Genomic DNA, 17,988 nt, shown 5'->3' with positions numbered 1-17,988 from the left:
ATCCTCATAGGCAGCAACCACATCCCCGGATGCAGCTTCTATTTGACAAGGGCGTTCAACTGAGCGATTAGGGCGTTCATTCCGGCCACGTCCCCCTTGCCGGGGATAGTGAGGTTATAGCCAGCTTTGTTTAATACCTGAGCGACATATGTAATGCAACTCCTCCCAGCGAGGTCGTACTTAAACGATCCGCTCGTGCGACGTGTTTCGGCGTAATTGTACGCTGCTGTGCCCTTGGCGCTATCGACCTGTATTTCCTTTGACCCTTCTGCGCTCGCGCCTGAGCCCGCCGACTCGATCTGAGCGTCGGCATGCCATGCCAACCAGTCCTTAAGCGAGGCAACGTTTTTCGGGAATGCATCCAATGTTAGATGTGTGTGATTAGTCTTCGCTGGCTTGTCATCTGTTGTAACCCTGATGCTCCAGTGCTTGGTTGCTTCCGGCTGGCCTGAAGCCGGATAACGGTACAGCACAATGCACGCATTGTGCGCCCAAACGCTGAAGCCCCACTCTTCGCAGCCGACGAAGTAGGTGTGGTAGTCGGCGACTCGGAAATTGTACAAGACTCTCCATTCGCGGGTGGCCTGGAGGGCCTCCACGCGCAGCCATCCTCCGACCTCCGTCGCCAGGAGGTCACCGACCTTCAATCCGTCGCAGCGCACCCAACCCTGGCCTCGCACGTAGAACGGATGCTCCGCGGTCGTCTGGACGAGTCGGCCGCCCACATGCAGGTTCCAGACCAATCCCTCCCGCGTAAACACCTCCTCCACAACCTTGGCCGTGACGGCCCCGTCCGGGTCGTGCTCGTCCCGACTCAAAACGGCGTCGCCCGCTCGCAAGGCTTCAATCGGGCACCAGCCGGCCGGCGTTCGGATCGGGGTGCCGGCCGGGAAACAGGGCTTGTTGCGATCCGGCTCGATCGGCGGCGGTGGTGGCGGCCGCCGTGGGTCGCGACCCGGCTCGGGTTTAGGCTCGGTCTTCGGGCCGACCTTCGGCTCCACCGGCCGTTCGAGTTGCGGCTGGAGTTGCGGCTGGGCCTCGTTGATTTGCTCCACCTGGATTTTTAGCCGCTGCAACAACTCGGGCGTGTGAGTGATGGTCTTGTCCGCGAGGGCGGTAAACATCCCCGGATTCGTCGCCGCCGCGCCGAGGGCGGCCGTGACGAACGGGTGGGTCAAACCGGCCAGGAATGACGGTCCAATCGTGATCACAGTACCCACGAATTGAACGCCATTGTAAACGGCGGTCACTGTGGTGGATACCGTCGTGATGGCCGCGTACTTTAGCGAGATTAACGCGCCACTAATTCGTTGGACGAACACCGTATCCTCGATTGCTATCATACCGCTCGGGTCGACGGCCCCGGTCGGAACGTTTCCGACGTAGCGGTAGAAATTCCAATCCCCCGAGGCCGTGCCCAACGGGTCTTGGTTGACGAACCGGCCCGTCGCCGGGTCGTACCAGCGCGCCCGGTACCAGTACAGGCCCGTCGCGGAATCGAACTCCCGTCCCGTAAACGTGAAGCGGTCCCCGAGCGTCGGGTTGGTGCGGTTCAGGATCGATCCGAACGACGAGTAGTCGATGTGGTCCAAGACGCCCCCCGCGTTGTCGACGAGGTCGCGGACGGTCCCGAGTTTGTCACTCAAATACCACGCGTTGGAACCGCCGTTCCGGGACCGACCCAGGACTTCATCGGTGGCGGCGCCGTACAGGTAAGACGTTAGCCGCTGACCACCCGTCGCGTAGTCCCCCCACGCGTGATCGCCGTCGTAAACCGTTGCGAACGACTGCCCGTCAACCGTGCGACTGATCAAGCGGTCCAGGACGTCGTACGTGTAGTGGGCTTCGCCGAGGAGAATTCCCCCCGCCGTTTTGTGGACGACGCTCTCAAGTCGGTTCCGGTAGTCGAACGATTGCTCGACCCGCTCTCCGGTCGCTCTGTCCACGCGGAGGATTTGGTTCCCTTCGTCGTCGTAACCGTAGTCGTACTGGCCGTCGGCCTCCAACCGGTTCCCGAGCCCGACGGTCTGGCCTCCCGAAATCCGGTTGCCCGCTTCATCGTACCCATAGGACTGCGTCGGCTGCCCGGTCGTAGTGGCCGAGGTGAGTTGCCCGCGGTCGTCGTAAGAGTAACTGGTCGACTGGCCGTGGTGATCTTCCTCCGTCAGTTGCCCCGCCAGATCGTAGTCGTAGTCGTAGTCGGCCAGTGAGGTCGCCGCCTGGCGGTGGTGGATGCCAGCGATCAGGCCACGCGGATCGTACTCGTACGACGTTTCGATCGCAGCCGGTGGGCTCCCGCCACTGCCCTGGCGGGAGATTCCGATCCGTCGGCCCGCCGCGTCGTACTCGAACGAAACTTCGCCCGTGAACTCCGGCGTGACCCAATCGCGATTCGAAAGCATGTTACGCGAGTCGTAGGCGGAAGAGATTTCGATTCCGTTCTGGTCCGCGACGTGTGTCACGTTGCCGGCCGCGTCGTGCGTGTACGACAGTTGAATTCTCGGCCCTGTCGGTGTTCCGAGATTATCGACCGTTGCGAGGCGGTTGAGGGCGTCGTACGTTGTCGTGTATTCGCTGTTCGGGTCGGATGCGGTAAGGCGATTGCCGACCGTGTCGTACGAGTAATCGGCCGCCCATACCGTCGTCGTTCCGGCCCACCACGTCTCGTTGACGAGACGATTGTTGGCGTCGTACGCGAACGTCCGTGTTCGGTTATCCCGGTCGACGATTTGCGTCCGGTTTCCCAGGGCGTCGTACTGGTACTGCGTATCTTTCCCCCGCGGATCCGTTGCCACGATTAGGCGGTTTAAATCGTCGAACTGGTATTCGGCCGTCTCCCCGCGCTCGTCCGTCAGGCCGATCTGATTACCCACGGCGTCGTAGGAATAACTCTTACTTCCGAGTGAAGGGTCGGTGTCCGTCACGACGCGGTTCAGTTTGTCGTAGGCGTGCTCGGTCACGCGGCCCAACGGGTCAGTCTCTGTCAAAACGTTCCCGAGGGCGTCGTAACTTTTCGCGTGCCCTCCCCCCGCCGCGTCCGTCGCCAGTGTCACTCGGTTTAACGAGTCGTAAGTCTGGGTCTCGACGTTGCCGAGCGGGTCGGTAACCGAGATGTTGTTACCGACCGAGTCGTACGCGTAAACGGTTGCGTTCCCGGCGGGATCCGTGACGCGAACAAGCCTTCCGTCCGAATCGTATTTGGAACGTGTTACCCGTCCCAAAACGTCTTGCTGCCGCACTTGACGGCCCGCCGCGTCGTACCCGTACGCCGTCTCGCCGCCGGCCGCGTCGGTCGCCAGGACCAGGCGGTTGAGGTCGTCGTACTCGCTATAGGCGACCCGCCCCAGGGCGTCCGTCACCGACGTCTGGTTGCCCGCCGCGTCGTACCCGTACGCCGTCTCGCCGCCGGCCGCGTCGGTCGCCAGGACCAGGCGGTTGAGGTCGTCGTACTCGCTATAGGCGACCCGCCCCAGGGCGTCCGTCACCGACGTCTGGTTGCCCGCCGCGTCGTACCCGTACGCCGTCTCGCCGCCGGCCGCGTCGGTCGCCAGGACCAGGCGGTTGAGGTCGTCGTACTCGCTATAGGCGACCCGCCCCAGGGCGTCCGTCACCGACGTCTGGTTGCCCGCCGCGTCGTACCCGTACGCCGTCTCGCCGCCGGCCGCGTCGGTCGCCAGGACCAGGCGGTTGAGGTCGTCGTACTCGCTATAGGCGACCCGCCCCAGGGCGTCCGTCACCGACGTCTGGTTGCCCGCCGCGTCGTACCCGTACGCCGTCTCGCCGCCGGCCGCGTCGGTCGCCAGGACCAGGCGGTTGAGGTCGTCGTACTCGCTATAGGCGACCCGCCCCAGGGCGTCCGTCACCGACGTCTGGTTGCCCGCCGCGTCGTACCCGTACGCCGTGACGAATCCGAGTGGCGTTTGCACCGAGGTCAAGCGTCCCAGCGCGTCGTACGTCATTAACGTCCGCTCGCCCATCGCGTCCGTAGCGGCGATTTGGTTCCCGTTGCCGTCGTACTCCATCTCCGCGGTGGATTGATCGGCCTGAATCGTCCGAATCTCTCGCCCCCGGCTGTCGTAAACGTGCCGCGTCGTCCGGCCGAGTTGGTCCGTCTCTTGCGTCGGCTGGCCCTGCGCGTCGTACGCGTAAAGGATCTCACTTCCGTCGGGACCAACTGCCCGCGTCTTTCGGTTCAGGTTGTCGTATTCGAACGCCGTCACGTGGCCGTTCTTGTCCGTGCGGGACGAGACGTTCCCGACCGCGTCGTAGGTGTAAATCTCGTTCGGGCCGGGACTGTCGTCCTTTTGGGTGAGCCGGTCTAACGCATCATAAATGTAATTGACCCGCCGGCCGAGGGCATCCGTTTCGGCCGTCAAGTTGCCGTTCGCGTCGTACTCGTAGGTCGTCTGCCCGCCGAGGGCGTCGGTCACCGAGTCAACGCGTTGGTCCGGACGGTAGTGCCAGGTCTTGCTCCGGCCCAACGCGTTGGTTTCCGAGGTCACATTCCCGTTCAGGTCGTACGCGTATTGGGTGCGGCCGTTCGCGGCGTCAACGACCGCCGTCTTCCGGCCGGCGTCGTCGTACTCGTACTTGGTCTCGCGACCGAGTTCGTCAACGACACCGACCAAGCGGCTCAGCGCGTATTCGTAAACCGTCGTGCCGCCGCCGGGGTTGTGGACCGACAAAACGCGGCCGTCTTGGTCGGACACGACGTCAATTGAGGCGCCGCGTTCGTCCGTTATCCGGCCGACCTGGCCGAGGGGTGTAAACCAATTCTGCCGCCGGGCCCCGTCCGCGTAGGTCGTCTCGGCGGGGGCGTCCAACACCCCATACCCGAATACGGTGACGTACCCGAGGTTGTCGGTAATCGAAGTCCGGCGGCCGGCCGCGTCGAAGGTCTGCGAACTCACGTACCCGTCCGCGTTGGTCTGCTCGACCGCGTTGCCGCGCGGGTCGTATCGGAACCAGGCCGTCCGGCCGAGGGGGTCCGTGGCCGACAGTAATTTGTTTTGCGCGTCGTACGTTGCGAGTGACGTCCCGTTTAGCGCATCGACCGTCTTCGTGACGTTCCCCCGGGCGTCGTACGCGGTCACCGCCGTAAACCCGCGGGGGGTGGTTGCGAGCGTGAGGTTGTCCGCGTCGTCGTACTCCATCCGGGCGACAAAGCCCATGGGATCGATTGACTGTGTCACGTTGCCCCGGTCGTCGTACGTCAGGGTCGCGGTGCCCCCCATGGCGTCGGTAATTGTCTCGGTGTTTGCGGTCACGTCGTAGTCGTGCTGGGTCACCGCGCCGACGGCGTCCGTGTCGGACCGGAGGCGACCACCCGCGTACGTGAGCGCAACCGGGTTCCCCTCCGGGTCGACGATGGTCTGGAGAAAGTGTGGCTGGGAGGCGGAATATTCGAAGCGCGTGGTCAAGGCGACCTGATCCTTCACCGTGCCCAAATCGCCGCCGGCCGTGTAGGTGTACTGGATCGCGTTACCCGCCGGGTCGGTGATCGCGGTGATCCGCCCCTGGGCGTCGCGGGCGAACCCGATACCCGGCCCCATCGAACTCGTGATCCCGTCCGGGGTGAACGTGAGTTTCACGCCGTTCCGGTCGGTGATCGACTTGAGGCCGTCGAACTGGCCGAAGTGGTACGTCAGCCCGTCCTTGGTCGTCAACTTGTACCCGAGCGGGTTGTACGGCGTGCCGATCGCGGCCAGGAAGTACTGCCCGCCCTGTTCCTGAATCGGGGCCGGAATGAACCCGTGCAGGTCGTCGTACTCCCCCTCGAGCGATTCGAACACGCCCGGGTCGGGCTTGAAGTACGGCATGTACAGGTCGGCGAACGTGCCCGGCGAGAGGTTGGCCAGGGCGCCGCTGTACGGCTTCGGTTCGAACGTGAACCCGACCCGCCGGCCGTCCGGGGTGTTCACGTACACCCGCGTCCCGTCCTTGAACGGGACCGCCCCGAACATGCCGATGAGTTGTTCCGCGGCCGTGTTCACGGGGCGGGCCTCCCGCACCCGCGGGTCGTACCCGGCCCCCAGCGACCACCCGAACCCGAAGTCGCCGGACTGGTCGGCCTTGAGCGTGTCGTACACGCGGGTGATCTGGACCGGGATGCCGGCCAGGGGGACGGTCAGGTCGACGAACTCCTGGCGGAAGTTGCCGAGTTTGGCCTGGCCCGTCAGGTCGAGGGTGAACTCCTTGGTCGTTTGCCGGCCGTTCACGTCGGTGGCCGTAACGCGGACGGCGTACGTGTCGGAGTCCAACAGCGTCGGGTCGAGGGTGGCGAGGACGCCGTCGGTCACCGGCGTGGTCCCCGTGTAAACGGTCCGCCACTCGTTCGCGTCGAACCGGCTCACTTGGACCGTGTACTCGACGAGGTTGACGTCCGAGACGGTCCCCGTGATGTTGGTCAGGTAGCTGACGACCGCCCCGTCTTCCGGGCCGGTAATCGTGACGGTCGGCGCGACGAGGTCGGTCGGGTCGGACACGCTCAGGCCGCCGGTGGCCGAGGCCGAGTTGCCGGCGAGGTCCGTGGCCGTCGCGACGAACGACACGACGCCGGCCGCCGACGGCGTGAACGTCGCCGTGCCGTTCGCGTCGAGGGCCACCGTAGACCCGTTGACCGTCAAGGTTCGTCCGGTCACGCCGACGTTGTCGGACGCGAAAACGCGGATCGTGGTCGGCTGGCCGGCGTTGACGCGGGCCGGGTCCGCCAGAACCGCGACGTGGGGGGCCTCCTTGTCGGCCGTGACGGTGATGGAAAGGGTGTACTGACCCACCTTCTCTCGCTCGTCGGTGCCCAACACGGTGACCTCATACGTGCCCGGGGCGGCACTCTTGGCGTCCCAGATGAACAGACCGCTCACGGCGTCGACGCGCATGTTCGACTGCGTCCCGGTGCCGAGCGCGAAGCGGACGGCGTCCCCTTCCAGGTCGGTGGCCGAGACGGTAGTCTTGAACCGGGACGGGTCGCCGAAGGTCGTGACCGGCGCGGCCGTTAGTGTGGGGGCGGTGTTCCGCGGCCGCACATCGACGAGGAACGACTGGCGGCCGACCGCCCCGCCGGGCGAATCGGTCGCCGTGACGTCCACCCGGTACGTGCCCAGTTGCGTCGTCGGGGCCCAGTGCACGGTGTCCGTGACCGGGTCGAGCGTGAAGCCCAGACCCAGGGTGGCGGCCGATAGCGAGAAGGTGACCCCGTCCCCGTCCGGGTCCGACGCGGTCAGCGGGTAGGCGTACGCTTCTTCTTGGGTGGCCAGGCGGGGCGGCCGGGAGGTGATGACCGGGGGGCGGTTCGCGACGGCCGGCTGGACGCTAATGACGAAGGTTTGAGCGGCCGACGCCACCCCGTCCGAGGCGGTGAGCACGAACGGCTGGGTGCCGACTTGGTCCGCCGTCGGCGTCCAGGTGATTTGGCCGGTCGTGGTGTCGAACCCGACGCCGGCCGGCGGGTCGGTCAGCGCGTAGGCGAGGGGCAGGCCGGCCGCGCTCGTCGCCCGCGGGAGGTACACGACCTGCCGGCCGACCACGGCGGCGTCCGGCGGCACCGACGTGATCGCCACGGCCGAGGTCGCGGGTTGGCCCACGCTCAGGGTGAACGTCTGCTCGGCCACCCCGCCGTGGCCGTCAATCGCGACCAGGTGGACGGCGTACTTGCCGTCGGCCAGGCCGGTCGCGCCGACCGCGCCGGTCGTGGCGTCGAGGCTGAAACCGACCGGCAGGGTCGACCCGGCGAAGTCCAAGGCGTCGCCGTCCGGGTCGAAGACGACCGGCGAGTAGGCGTACCCTTCGCCCGTCGCAATGCGGACGGTCGGCACCGAGCGGAACGCGGGCGCGCGGTTCAGGGCCGGGTCGCGGACGTCGATCTGGAACGCCTGCCGGGCCACCCCGCCGCGGTCGTCCCGGGCCTCGAGTTCGACCTGCACCGGCCCGCGGACGCCGGCCGCGGGCGTCCACGTCACGGCCCCGGTCGCCGGATCGACCTCGAACCCGTCCGGCCCGCTGGCCACCGCGTACGTGATCGGGTCGCCGTTGGCGTCCCGGGCCAGGGCCGTAGCCGCGTAGGCCCGACCGGCAACGGCGTCGACCCGCGGGACCGACACGAACACGGGCGGGTCGTTGTCGGGGGCGAGGAAGTCCACGCGGAAGTCGAACCGGCTGAGGGCGTCGTCGTCGAACGCGAGTCGTTGCGGGGCCCCGGTCCCCCCCGCCGGAATGGCGGCGTCGAACCGGGCCGTCGGGTGCCCGTCGGCCGAGAGCGGCGCGCCGTGCAGGGTCACGTCGGCCGGGTCGAAGTCGCGGAACGCGGCCGCGATCGGCCCGCGGATCGGGGTGGCGCCCGTGTTGGCGACGGCCGCGTCGACCTTGAGCCGGTTCTCCAGCCGGTTGAAGGTGGTCTGGGCGTAGACGAGCTTGGCCGGCAGGTACGTGGTGCGGAACCCGCCGACCGCCGCGCCGCCCGCCACGCCGGTGACCGAAATCGTCACCGTCGCCGTCTGCCCCTGGTCGTCCCGGGCCACGGCGGTGATCGCGTTCGCGCCGGCCGCCGCCGTGAGGCGGGTGAAGAACCGCCCCGCGGCGTCGACCGCCTCGACCGGTTGGCCGTTGACCGTGACCAGGGTGATGCGGCCGGTCAGTGTGCCGGCGAAGGCCCGGCCGGTGACGAGCAGCGTCTGCCCCGCCGGGACCGCCTGCCCGTTCGTCGGGTCGTCGAGGAACACCACCGGCGCCGTCGTCGGGGTCGCCCAGGCGACGGTCGACGTGTCCGTGAGTGCCCCGAGGGTGGCGGTGACGGAATCCGTGCCGGCCGCCGTGCCGGCGTAGGCGAACGCGGCCACGCCGGCCGTGTCGGTGAACGCGAACCCGGTCGCCGGGTTCACGCTGCTCGCGACGAAGTCCACCCGCACCCCGGCCACCGGGTTGCCGCCCGCGTCGCGGGCGACGGCCGACAGCTGGACCGTGCTCCCGGTCACGCCGGTGGTCGCGTTCGGCGTCAGGTCGAGGGCCGCCACGCGGTTGACCGGGGCGAGGTTGACCCCGCCGACGTACCCGTACCCGTCGAACGCCCCGTACCCGTACGCCGTCACCCCGAACGGCACCGCGGCCGCCAGGTGGTGGGCGCCCGCGGCGACCGGGACGTCCGCGAACGAAAACGCGGTCCCGCCAATCGCTTGGAACGGTTCCGGCACCGGCAGGCCGTCCAGGACGACGGACCCCGCCTGGGCGGTGGGGACGACGATCGTCACGAAGTGCCGGTCGAAGTTGAGGGTGGTCGGGGCCGCGACCGTGTACGCGGCGAGGAACTGGTCGGTCGGCGGCACGAGGGCGAAGAACGGGTCGGCCCGCCCGCCGTCGACCGCGCTCGAGAAGGAGTACTCGCCCACCAGGACCGGGTGCGAGGCGGTAATGGCGGCGGCGGCCGTGAGTTTGTGCTCGTACACCTCGCCCCGGTCCAGGGTGACCGGGACGCCGTCGATCAAGACGTCCGTGTCGTCGGTGGCCGCGACGACGCGGACCAGGCTGCCGGTCGGCGGGCTGGTCGCCCGGCCGGCGAACGGCACGGCGACGAACGACCGGCCCCAGGTGTCCACGCCCGGCAACTGTTCGACCAGGAAGTTGGCGGCCCCGGTGGCCGTGACCGGGACGCGGGTGAGCGGGTGCGACCCGAACACCGAGACCGGGCGGTCGGCCGTCACGACCGAGCCCGTCACGTCCCCGTTCCCGGCCGACCCGTAGTTGTACGCCTCGCCCCGGTTCAGCACGCGTTCGAACGACACGCCGGCGGCGTGGGCGCCCACGGCCACCGTCGGCGTGACGGTGATCGTGGTGCCGTCCTCGTGGGCGACGACGGTGAACTGGCTCGAGAGGCCGTTGAAGCTGTCGCCGCCGTACGCGAGGACGACGTACTCGCGGCCCGCCGTGTTCGCTGGCAACCCGAGGAACGCGTCGGCGGTGGGGTTGTAGCCCTCACCGCCTAAAACGTCTCCGTTCAGCGGGGAGTTGGCCAACCCGTACACCGTCACGGGGTTCAGGGCCGTGACGTGAACGGCCTTCAGATCGACCCGTTCGCCGCTCCCGACTTCGGCGTCCGCGGGGATCGCAACCGAGCGGGTCTCGCCCGCCGGGACGAAGAACGACGTGGCGAACCCAAGACCCGGGATTTCGACGACACCGCTCGTGTCCGCGTCCGCGGTAATGAACAGCGAAAAATTGGCGGGATCATTGAACCCCGTGAAGGGCGCCTGTCGGTACTGAAGGGGGAAGCCGAGCCAGAACTCCGTCCCCGCCGAATCGGGTGTGGGGTCGGCGCCGACCGTGCCCTCCTGGACCTGGAAGCGGGCCGTGCCCCCTTGCAGGACGTCACCGGCCCCGCCGACGACGACCGCGTACGTGCCCGCCCCGCCGAGGGTCACCCACCCCGCGGCCCCCGGGGCCGGGAAGGCGTTGAACCCGCCCGGCCCGGTGACGCGGACGGCCACCGGGTCGGAGGTCGTGAACCGGTCGAACAACAACCGCTGGCCGGCCGCGGCCTCGAACGTCAGCCGCACCGCTTGACCGGGGGCCACCGGAACGGCGAGCGGCGCGTTCCGGTCCAGGCCGTGCGTGTCGTCCGCCGGGACGCCCACCACGGTGAACGTGAGCGACCCCGTCGCGGCCGGCGCGGGGGACGCGCCGGGGTCCGGCTGGCCCTTGACGCGGACGGTGTACGTCCCGGTGAGCGGGGCCGCGAACGGCCCGCCGTCGCCGGTCCGGGCCGACACCACGACCGCCCCGTCGGGGGCGGTCACCTGGTAGCCGACGGCGGCCGAGACCGTGGCCACGTCGACGGCCAACCGGTCCCCGGCCTGGGCCGTGAACGTGTACTCCCGCACCTGGCCCGGGTCGGCCACCGCGGCCGTGACCGGGGTCCCGACGGCGATCGGGGCCGAGGTCGGGGCCGGGAAGGCGGTGAACGCGAACCCGAACGACCCCATGGCGTCGTACCGGGTCTGGGAGCCGTTGGCGAACTCGTCGACCGTCAGCGTGTACTCCCCGTCCGCGGGGAGCGTGACGGGGGCCTGGTCGTTCCGCACGTTGGGGAACACGGTCCCCCCCGGGCCGACCAGGGTGAACCCGAAGGCCAGGCCCCCCGTCCCGGTGTTCTGCCGCACGTCGAAGTAGAGGGCCTGGCCGGCCGTGCCCGTGAACGTGTACGCGCGGGCGACGCCCGGCGTCGGGATCGTCCCGGCCTTCACGTCCCCCACGGCGATCGCCTCCGGCACCGTCGCCGGCACGTCCCAGAGCTTGAAACTGTAGTTCCCCACGCCGCCCCCGGCCGCGGGGGTCTCGACGGTCAGCGTGTAGTCGCCGCCGGCCAGGGTGAGCACGTTCACGTCGGCGAACGGCGTCGCGAACACCACGGCCCCGCCGGCGTCCGTCAGCCGCCAGGCCGGCGGCTGGCTACTGCCGCTCCCGTCGCGGGCGTCGAACAGTACCCGCTGGCCGGCCGCGGCCGTGAAGGTGAACCGGTCCTGGTCGCCGAGCGCGAGGGCGTCGGACACCAGTTGGCCGATGGCGATCGCTTGCGGGTCTTGTTGGACCACCGCTTCGACCGTGAACCCGTAACTCGCCAGGGCGGCCCCGCTGGCGGACACCGCCCGCAGTTCGTACCCGCCGGTCTCCGTCAGGACCACGACCCGGTCCGAGTACGCGTCCGCGAAGGCGGGTTCGCCGGTCGGCCCCACGAGGGCCAGGCGGAGGTTAAAGTTGGCCCCCCCCGCCACCTTCACCCGGACGCGGTCGCCCTCGGTCCCGGAGAACGTGTACCGGTCCACCTCGCCGGGCGTCGCGAGCGACGCCGTGACCGGCGTCCCGAGGGTGACGGGCACGGCCGGGGTGACGGGCACGTCGACGACGGTGAAGTGGTACGCCCCGCCGGTCACGTCGCCGCCTTCCGACGGTGCGGACGGCGTGACCCGCAGGGTGTACGTGCCGGTCGCCCCCAGGGTCACGGTCGGCCGGTCCTGGAGGTACCAGCTGAAAACCGTCCCGCCGGTCGGGTCCTGGAGTTCCCACCAGAAGGGGCCCGACGTCGCCCCCGCGTCGAAGAACAGTTGCTGGCCGGCCGTCCCGGCGATGGTGTACACCGCCCCGAAGTCGGGCAGGGCCGGGAGGGATCCCTCGACCTCCGCCCCGGTCGCGATCGGGGCCACGGCCTCGCCGGTCAGGACGGCGAACTGGAAGCTCGACAGGTCGTCCTCGACGTCGCGGAATTCGACCGTGTACGCGCCGGCCGCCAGCGTCCCCCAGTCGACGTCCCCGTCCGCGGAATCCCAAATCACGTTGTCGTCCGCGTCCACGACCCGGGACCAAACGGACGCGGTCCCGTCCCGCCGGTCGAGGGCGTACCGAACCTGGTCGTCGGTCACCGTCAGATGGTACTGAATCACCTCCCCGGGGCTGGTGAACGCCGCCGAGTAGCTCTGCCCGACGGCGATGTCCCCCGGCCCCGGGTCGGCGATCCCTTGCGGACTGCCGTTGCCGGCCGCGAGCGCGAAACTGTCGGTGGCCGCGACGGCGGTGCCGCTGCGGAGCGTGCGGCCGGTCGCGTACCGGTACACGCGGTCGGTCGTGCCGTCGACCAGCCAGAGTTCGTCGCTCCCGGTCGGGTCGAGCGTCACGCCCGTGACGCCGGTCAACGCGCTCCCGAACCCCCAACTGCCCTCCGGGGCGCCGGCCGCCGAGTACACGAACACCTTTTGCGCCGCGCGATCCGTCACCCAGAAGTGGCTGCCGTCCGTGACCACGCCGGTCGGGTCGGCGTTCGCGGCGTCCAGGTCGAACCCGGCGTCCTCCACGCCGCCGCCGCTCACGTAGGCCACGGCCACGTCGTCCAGGGCGATGCCGGCCCCGCTCGACCCGTCCTGGCCCTCGAACGCCAGGGTCGTGGCCGTGCCGGCTGCGACGAACTGGAAACTGCCGGCCGTCCACCCCATGTCGGTGGCCGACCGCCCCGTCGTGTCGAACACGATCGATTCGACTTCGACCCCGTTGACCAGGGCGCGGGCGTGCCGCAGCCCGCCGCCGTAGGTGTTCCCGGCGTACGAGTACGTCACCTCGTAGGTGGCCCCGGGGATTGTGTCGATGGTCTGGGCCACCCGCCCGGTCCCCGGCGACCCGTTGAGTTCCAGGGAGTAGTCGCCCCCGGCCGCCAGCCACGAGTACGGCCCGGCGTCGGCGATCCAGTCGACGTTGCCGTCCGTCACCGCCCAGCCGTCGAAGAAGGCGGGCATCGCCGCCGTCACGTTGTAGTAGCTCTGGTTCGGGTTGGTCACGCCCGGGGCCAGCGTCTCGAACCCGCCGTTCCGGAGGCCGCCGTGCGCCCCCGCGTCCAGGCCGGCCAGGCCGGCGTACCGCCGCACCCGACCGGTCCCCGCGTCGAGCAGCCACAGGTCGTCGCCGTGGACCGTGACGTCCTCGGCGGTCGTGACGTCGTTCGCCTGCCACGCGAACACCTCGGCCCCCGTCGGGTCGTAGGACCGCACCCGGCCGGCTCCGTCGGCCTCCCACGTCCGGGTGCCGGCGGCGTTGGCCGCCACCCCCCGGACGCCCGGCGTCGAATCGACCTGGTTGAGCAGGCTGCCGTCGGCCGCGTACCGGAACGTCTCTGCCGCGCCGCCGTCGGCGACGTAGAACTTCGGCCCGGTCGGCGGGCTCGTGGGCGGCACCGGGGGCGGGCTGGCCGGCGGGCTCGCGGGCGGTACGGAGGCCGGGTACAGGTTGGCGTTCGTCCCGAACCGGACGACCGAATCGCCCAGGTGCCGCTCGGCGTGGAACAGGGCGAAACTGTACTTCTCGCCGACCTCGAGGCCGAGTTGGGTTTTCAGGTCGTCCAGGTAGAGGAAGTTCCCGTTCGCCGAGTGGAGGCCGCCCACGTCGATGGCCAGCTTGTTGTTGATGAACACCCAGAGGTCGTCGTCGCCCGTCGCGGAGATGAACTTCCCGGGCTGGTACTCGATCTCGGCGTGGATCTCGGTCGTGAACCCGTAGTTGTGCCACACGTCCCGGGCCGGGCCGGTGGCGTACGGGTTGGTGCTCGAGTTGCCGAACAACTGGCCGTCGATCGGGAAGAAGCTGTCCGCGGCGAACTGGTAGCCCCACGCGTCCCCGGTCCAGTCGACCGACAGGGGCACCTGCGTGGTCAAGTTGACGCCGGGCGTGTCGCGGTACCACGGGGCGAACGACGCCGCGCTGTCGATGCCGCCGCCCAGGGTGGACACCGAGTAGGTCGGGCCGACGTAGACCGGCCGGCCGTCCGGCCCGAGCTCGGCGGCCACCAGGCCCGTCACCGTGTCGCTGAACCGGTCCAGGTTGCCGAAGTCGACGTACCCGCCGGGGTCGCGGACGGAGGTCGTGGTGTCCGGGGCGACCTGGTGGTACCAGTCCTTGAAGTCGCGGATCGTGGCGGTTAACTGGACGGCCTTCGTGGGCGACGCCTGGAACACGAGGTCGTTGAAGTCCTCGTCGCCCCCGTTCATCAAGTCTTCGGCGTCGTACCGGACCCACCCGTCGGCCAGGTCGGTCCGTTGGAAGTGCCGGTACCCCCCGTCCGCGTTCGCCGCCGCCGGGCTGAACCACGCGAGCGGGTTGCCGTCCAGGCCGGCGGTCGGGTTGTTGGCGAGCAGGTTCGCGAGCGTCCCGTCCTTCACCAGGACGAACCCGACGTACGCGCCGGCCGCGAAGTCGATCGCCTTGGACGCGCCCGGGGCGTCGGCCTGGGTGAAGATCGGGGTCGTCGCGGCGCGGGCCAGGGCCGCGGCCGCGTACCCGGCGTCGCCGGGCGCCAGGCCGCCCACCCGCCCGGCGGCGTCGTCCGCGAGGTAGTACCCGAGCTCGTTGTGGTACTCGGTGCTCGACGGCAGGTAGTCGAACGTCACCCGGACCGTCGCCCCGGCCGCCCCCGGCACCCACCACACGCCCTCGGCGGATTTCGGGATCGCCGTCACGCGGAACGTCTTCGTCTGGGTGCCGCCGTCGTCGTCGGTGACCGTGAGGGTCGCCGTGTAGAGGCCCGGCTGGGCGTACCGATGCGAGCCGAACACGGTGCCGGCCGTCGCCACGCCGGCCGACCCGTCGGTCACGCTCTCCCGGCCGAACGGCTTGGCCGTGCCGTCGCCCCAGTCGAGGGTGGCCAGGAACGTCTCCCGGGTGCGGAAGTCGGGCAACGTGAACCCCGCGTCCCGGAACGTGCCGACCGTCACCTCCCCCTCGTCGCCGGCGGTCAGCGTCACGTCGGCGACCGTGACCGTGGGGGCCACGTTGGTGACCACCGCCCGCGTCTCCTGGACGTCCCACGGGCCGGTGGCGACCCCCTGGAGGGTCAGGCGGACCGCGTACGTCGCGTTGTCCGCGTACGTGTGGGCCGCCGACACCGTGCCGTGGCCGTCGGCGTAGGTGACGGTCGCGAACGACGTGCTCCCGTCGCCCCACTCGACCGTGCCGGTGTACGGGCCGCTGTCGTCCGGGTCGGTGAACGTGCCGGTGAGCGTCAGGGCAGTCCCCTCCGCCCCCGCCAGCGGGGCCAGCGGGGCCAGCCGCGGGGTCTGGTCCAGGGCCGGCCCGGCGACGGCCGTGAGCGGCGAGTACACCCCGTTCGGCCCCCGGACGGCGACGGCCACGTCGGCGACCGCGTCCCCGGCCGTGAGCGGCGCGGCCGCCACCCCCGCGACCGCCCCCGGGACGGTCAGGGCCGACCGCGTGAACGCCCCCGCGCCCCCGCCGTTGAACACGACGAGTTGCGTCCCGTCCCCGACGACGACGTCCGCCTTGCCGTCCCCGTCGACGTCCCCGACCGCGGCCCCCGACACGGCCGTGAACGGGCCGTCGAGCGGGACGGCCGTGAACGTGTCCACTCGCTGCCGGGCCGAAGTCACGCTCACGTTGTCGACCGCGGCCACCGACGTGACCCCCGGCTTGTTCCCGACGAGGTCGAAGACCAGCGTCGCCGGGGTACCGGGCGTCAGCCCGCTGATGTTCACCGTCACCCGCCGGCCGTCGTAGTCGACGCCCGCGGCGCGGTTCGCCGGGGCGTTCGGGTTCAGGTTGAAGAAGGCCGTGGCGTCCGCCCGGAACGGCCCGACGAGGGGGCGGCCGGTCGCGTCCAGGAGGGAGACTTCGAACGCGTCCGGGAGCGCGCCGTCCAACGCCTCGAGGGCCGCCGCCGTCACGTCGAACCGCAGCTTGTCGGGCGCGTCCGGGACCGTGAACGATTGCCGGAGCGACGAGAGCAGCGCGTCCGCCTCGCGGAACTGGGCGAACCCGCCCCCGGCCGACACGCCCCCGCTCGTCACCGCCCACCCGGTCAGGCCGCGGGCGAAGTCGCCGTTGACCAGTACCTCGCCGCGGACGGCGTCGGGGTCGTTGCGGAGGACGGTCACCCGGTCGGCCGCCGCGACGATCAGGTCGAGTTCCCCGTCCCCCGTCACGTCCGCGGCCGTGAGCCCGGTGACCGCGCCCAACCCGGTCTGGGTCAGGTCCGACCGGAGCACGAACGTCCCGTCCGCCCGGCCCTCCAGGAACGTTACCGTCCCGTCCCGGTGCCCGACGGCCAGGTCCGGCGTGTCGTCCCCGATCAACTGGCCGGCCGCGACGGCGACCGGGACGAGGCCCCCCGTGGCGTATCGGACCGCCGGTTCGAATCCGGTCGCCGTCGACCGCACCACGAGGACTTCGTTCGTCCCCGGGGCCACGACGATGATGTCGGCGAACGGGTCCCCGCCGAGGGGGGAGATGACCGGGTCGACCCGCACGCCGGCCGGTCCGGCCAGTGTCCCGGCCGTCCCAAGGGTGAGCGTTTGGAAGGACCGGAACCGCCCCTGCCCGTCACCGCTGGCCGTCACGATCCCGTTCGGCGTCTGCACGACGAGGTCGGTGAACGGGTCGCGGTCGGTCACGCCGAGGGCCATCCCGACCGGGGCGGGAATGCCGAGGTCGGTGGTCGTGACCTTGTGCCAGGCGTCATCCCCCCGGTTCAACGCGACGGTCAGGTGCCCGTCGGTGCCCAGGACGGCCAAGTCGGGGCGGACGTCGGTGTCGAGGGTGGCGAGGGCTAAGGCAAGGGGCGTTACGCCGGGCGGGAGGAGCTTGTCCGGGGCGGACGTTAGGGTAAGAACGACGCGATCTTCGAGCGGGTTGAAGTTGAGCGGCCGGCGAAGGGCGGCTCGGCTAACACTCTTGGGGGCGGTAAACCGGGAGACCACGGTCCGGACGAAACGACGGAAACCACGGGCCATGGCGGTGACTCGTTCATTTGAGAGTATCGTTAAAATTATCTCCAGCAGGTTAATCGTTAAAGTCGATGTGACAAGGTCCGTTGCACCATATTGGTCAAAATTTCATTTGAATTTATTCATAATTTTTCATTTGTAAGACTGTCACAAGATGGTTTTTACGAGTGAAATTGCGAGTTATTGAATTCCGGCGATTTGGGATCAGCTCTTGGCCGACGATTCCAGTCGGGAAATTATTTTCATGTTTGCCAAGTCCAACTGACAGATTGATCTCTTGTCGCTTAATTGGAAAAAACTGCAACAAAAGTACCAGCCGATCAGTCTGCTGCACCTGGGAAGCTCGCACTATTCTCGCATTGGGTTCGGAAGGGGACCGTGTGGGAATGCCTTGCTTGAAATTAGAAATTGGTTTGCACGTATAGAATCGGCGTTTGCCTTACTGGGTGTTGGCGTGGACCATGTGGTTAGTAATTCGCTCGCAGCCATGCCCAGCGAGTCCAACACGTCGGCAAAACGAGAACTCACGCACGAGAGGGGCGGTTTTGTTCGCCGAGTTCGAAGCTACCGGTATTTCGCAAATGAACTTCGATCTACGGAACCGAGGGTTGCAGGTTCGACTCCTGCTGGGTGTATTAGAAAAAGGCCTGGAAAACCTGGCCTTTTTCGTTTCTACCGCCGTATGATGAACGGCCTCTGTACCAAATCCTGTACTAAACCCGTCCCA

At 69.0% G+C, this 17,988-nt stretch carries 1 protein-coding gene; it reads right to left on the bottom strand.

The annotated features are described in order from the left end of the window. Window positions 1–38 precede the first annotated feature (38 nt). Window positions 39–17,267 (bottom strand): fibro-slime domain-containing protein, encoded by a 17,229-nt coding sequence (locus PX52LOC_RS08695; RefSeq protein WP_149109726.1) that lies wholly within the window; start codon window positions 17,265–17,267, stop codon window positions 39–41. Between the last annotated feature and the right edge of the window lie 721 nt (window positions 17,268–17,988).

This window comes from Limnoglobus roseus (genome assembly GCF_008254045.1).
GTDB lineage: Bacteria > Planctomycetota > Planctomycetia > Gemmatales > Gemmataceae > Limnoglobus > Limnoglobus roseus.
Note: the sequence above shows the minus strand (reverse complement) of the source record. Positions and strands in the feature narration are given on the sequence as shown.